This is a genomic window from Winogradskyella sp. (assembly GCF_045105575.1).
Classification (GTDB): domain Bacteria; phylum Bacteroidota; class Bacteroidia; order Flavobacteriales; family Flavobacteriaceae; genus Winogradskyella.
This window is the reverse complement of sequence record NZ_JBGCDQ010000061.1, coordinates 1-4,213: the sequence shown is the minus strand read 5'-3', so window position 1 is coordinate 4,213 and position 4,213 is coordinate 1. Positions and strand designations below refer to the sequence as shown.

Sequence of the window (4,213 nt, the reverse complement as noted above, 5' to 3'; positions counted from 1 at the left end):
GGTGGTGGCGTTAACGGTGGTAATGTTGACGGATTTGGCATCCACGTTAGAAACGGGGATACCGGAAACATCTTTAGAGGTTGTAGAGCTTGGCTTAATAGTGATGATGGTTTTGACGCCATTAACTCTGGTGAGCCTGCTCTTTTTGAAAACTGTTGGGCGTTTTACAATGGCTACTCATCTAGTACAGGGAATTTTTCAAACTTAGTGAGCAGAGGTGATGGAAATGGCTTTAAAATTGGTGGCTATGGCCTTGGAGGCACACCTTATTTTACTATTCTGAGTAATTATTCCCCAATACCAACCAACACAGTTCAGTTTTGTGTTTCGGCCGGGAACAAACAAAGCGGATTTTATGCCAATCATCATTTAGAAGGCAATAACTGGTACAACAATAGTGCTTACTTAAATAAGAGAAACTACAACATGTCAAATGCGCAATCCTTAAGTAGCTCGGGGATTAGTATCACTGGTCCAGGCTGGAATCATGTTTTAACTAATAATGTTGGTTTAGGCGCTACTTTAGTAGAATTAACCAATATAGATATTCCAGAATGTACCTTAACCAATAATTATTTTGACCCTAATACTGCACTTACCGTTACACCAAGTGACTTTTTAAGTTTAGATATAAATTTATTAACATCACCGAGACAAGCTGATGGAAGTTTACCAGATACCGATTTTATGAAATTAGAAGCCAATAGCGACCTGGTTGATGCAGGTGCTGACATAGGGTTTCCTTTTAACGGATCCGCTCCAGACCTTGGCTACACAGACTATTTAGCTGCCTTAAGCACAGCAGAAATTGACACAAGCACTGTAAGTGATTTTAAAAATTACCCAAACCCATTTACATCTGAAACAAGGGTGAATTTTAATCTAGAAACATCTACAAAAATAGAAGTTACGATTTACAACCTAATGGGCGTTAAGGTTTTTGAGCTTCCTAAACAAAGCTATAACTCAGGTGAAAATTTTATCACTTTAAAAAGAAACAATTTATCATCTGGCAGTTATTTATTAACCTTAAGAGGTGAAGATGGTTCTTTTAACACCAAAATAATAATCGCTAAATAGTTTTTTAAGACTACGATTACAAAAGCCTAATTTGAATTATCTATTCAAATTAGGCTTTTTTTTATAACTGTAGCAAGTACTGTAAAACGCAACAGTTATTTTAAACTATAGACTCTAAAATTATCAATATCTTGCCTAGAAGACACGGTTCTAAAGCCAAAATATCCGTTTGTTAATGGCGCGTTATCTGTATAAGAAAAGTATTCCTTATCGTCAACAAATACTTTAGTAGTGCCATTATAAACGATAGTTGTAATGCGGTAGGTATGATTAGGTTTTAATACATAAGAAGGCTCACGCCTATCTGTTATTAAAAACCGCTCGCCATTGCCTAGATATTTTCTAAAGCGTGTTGTGGTATTTCTATTGCCCCCAATACCAAAATAATACAGGTTTAAATTATGGTACTGCTTAAAAATTCCATTTCTGGTGAAAAATTCTGAGTTTTCAGAATCATTTGCCATCCAAAATTGGTTTAAATCCGATAACCTATCATTAACACCATCTTCTATTAGCACAGTTCTGTCGTATGTTATCAGTACATTTCCATTAAGCTTGTCAGCTAACCAAATGGTAGCACCCCCAGCAACATCAATACGCAATTTTTCGTTTTTAATACTTACGCTTGTATGGGGTAATGGCTCTGTTTCTATAGTCCATTGCGAGAGATTGTTATTAAAATCATCTTGAAACAAAAGCTTGTCTAATTGATAACCTTTAACCACCTTATCGGATGCTTTGGTTAGGGAAGTGTTGTGATTGGCCTTACAGCCAAACAGTAACATACTGAATATAAAAACAGCAGTTAAATTGATGAAAATTTTCAAGGTCTTAATAATAGATATCGTTGTAGCACACACTAAATGACTATTGCAAATAAAACATGTCTTCTAGGGGCTTTTCAACAGGTGAATTGTCCGGATTGGTTTCCATAATATCTGCCATATATGCCCACCACTTTTTTACAATCGGATGATTGGGCAACTGGCTTGTATCGTAATCTTTATGAATTTTTTGAACCGCAAAAAGAATGCAGGTTTCTTCATCTAAAAAGATGCTATAGTCACTAATACCTGTATCGCTAAGCAAAGTACTCAATTCTGGCCAAATGTCGTCATGACGCTTTTTATATTCGTCTTTAAAGCCAGGTATTAATTTCATTTTAAAAGCATTAATAACATAGTTATTCTTTGAGTCTAAAATTGCCTCCATGTGTTTTATTATATGTCTTTATTAACCGATTTATCGTCTTTAGCAAATTGTGCTTTTAAGAGCAACTTTAATTGGTTTGAAATTATTGAATCCTTATCAATTACATTATTTTGTTCGGTAGGATCTTCAACGATATTAAAAAGCTGATATGTTGCTGGTGAATTATCCTTGTGACGCTGCCTTATAATTTTCCATGGCTTATGGATAAGACTTTCTTGCTTGTGGCCTCGCACATAAATATCATGGTTAGACGCTACTTCTTTCTGCAATAAGGTTTGCCATACATTTACACCTTCTACATCTTTAGGAACAACAACATCAATAAGCGAAAGTAAGGTTGGCATTACATCGGTTATAGCTATAAAATTAGGGTTGTCATCGGGTTTTAATTTATCTTTCCAATACATAATGGCCGGAACTCGTATAGCACCATCATAGTTAGATGCTTTCCATTCTTTTAATGGATAGTTACTTCCTAAAACATCATTTGGCCCATGCTCTCCATTATATTGAGTGTTTGGGTACCAATGCTTCATAGCTCCATTATCACTTATAAAAATAACTAAAGTATTATCTGCTATTTGTTGTTCATTCAAGGTTTTTAAAACTTGGCCTATACCATCATCCATATGCGACATAGCTGCAGCAAAATCTCTACGAGAACTATTCTTAATAGTGCTTAAATAGGGTGCTTTCCATTTGTATTCTTCTTGCAATGGAAAATGAGGAGCACTATAAGCTAGTTGCATATAAAAGGGCTTCTTTTTATCGTGTTGGGTTGTGATCCACTCTATGGTTTCTTTAGTTATAAGATCTGTAGCATGCCCTTTTTCTTCCAGCATTTTGTCATTTCTATACCAACTCGCATCACCATTTTTATATTTGTGTGTGTACTGATCTATCTGACCGTGCAGAAAACCATAAGAATAATCAAAACCAAAAGCATTAGGGCCGTTTTCAATATTTAGTCCTAAATGCCATTTTCCAAAAAGTGCAGTTTCGTAGTTTTTCTGTTTTAAAGCTTGTGGAAGTGTTGTAATAGAATCAGATAACGTTTTATTACTACGACCGCTTATAGGTGCTACAATACCAATACGACTTGCTGGCATACCCGTTAAAAGTGACACTCTTGATGGTGAACATGTAGGGTTAGCATAAAACCGATTAAGTTTCACACCATTATTTGCTAAAAAATCTATGTTTGGTGTTTGTATTTCGGACCCATTATACCCAACATCATTCCAGCCTGCATCATCTGCAATAATGACTAATATATTAGGGTTTTCAACCTCAGGTAGCTTTTCTTTTTTTGATGTACAAGATGTTGAAACCAAAACCAAAACAACAACTAAAATCAATGATACTATGGTTTGAACAATTTCAAGTTTATATTTTTTCATCTCCGTTTTTATAAAGTTAGTTTGCTAAAAACCGTCTTACTTTTTAATTTTTATTTCTATACGCTTACCATTATCTTGTTTTGGGCTTATAGAGAGTATATTGTTTTCAAAACGTGTATTAGCACTTACGTCTTCATTATTTACAGTTACCGAAAGCGGCTTTTTAGAAAGGTGAAAATTAAGCGTATATCTGTTGTTTTGTTTAAAATCTCCAACCGTTGGGTCTATTACAAAGCTAACTTCTGTATCATTTACCTCTAATTTTGTATTGGCTGTATTATAATTTCCGTTTTTATACTTAAGCGTTCTCCCATCATCATTATAAATAACAAAGGTATTTGAAGCATTTGGATAGATCTCTAATTTTAAATTGTCAATGGCTTTTTCTCCAATATACTGTACCACGTCTTGCATAGGTATTATTGCGCCTTCTTTTACAAATATTGGGAGCTCATCTAAAGGACATAAAACACTATAGTGCTTTTTTCCTTCATATATTTTGCCTGTCCAATAATCTGTCC

Annotated in this window: 5 protein-coding genes; 1 reads left to right on the top strand and 4 read right to left on the bottom strand. The window is 34.6% G+C overall.

Annotation, left to right across the window (positions count from 1 at the left end):
• Positions 1-1,080, top strand: a 1,080-nt coding sequence (locus tag AB8B52_RS13540; protein ID WP_406029010.1) for a T9SS type A sorting domain-containing protein, incomplete at its 5' end; no start/stop codon positions are given.
• A gap of 95 nt (positions 1,081-1,175) precedes the next feature.
• On the opposite strand, the gene AB8B52_RS13535 is transcribed toward AB8B52_RS13540, so the two are convergent.
• The 4 genes from AB8B52_RS13535 to AB8B52_RS13520 form a co-directional block, all read right to left on the bottom strand.
• Positions 1,176-1,907 carry a DUF6250 domain-containing protein gene (locus AB8B52_RS13535; RefSeq protein ID WP_406029008.1) on the bottom strand — a complete coding sequence of 244 codons (732 nt, stop codon included), beginning with the start codon at positions 1,905-1,907 and terminating at the stop codon, positions 1,176-1,178.
• 40 nt (positions 1,908-1,947) lie between these two features.
• Positions 1,948-2,241 carry an L-rhamnose mutarotase gene (gene rhaM / locus AB8B52_RS13530; protein ID WP_406029006.1) on the bottom strand — a complete coding sequence of 98 codons (294 nt, stop codon included), beginning with the start codon at positions 2,239-2,241 and terminating at the stop codon, positions 1,948-1,950.
• Positions 2,242-2,300: 59 nt separating this feature from the next.
• A complete protein-coding gene (locus tag AB8B52_RS13525; RefSeq protein ID WP_406029004.1) occupies positions 2,301-3,692 on the bottom strand; it encodes a sulfatase-like hydrolase/transferase in 1,392 nt (463 codons plus the stop codon).
• Positions 3,693-3,728: 36 nt separating this feature from the next.
• The coding region (locus AB8B52_RS13520; protein WP_406029002.1) for a DUF5110 domain-containing protein at positions 3,729-4,213 on the bottom strand (485 nt) is incomplete at its 5' end.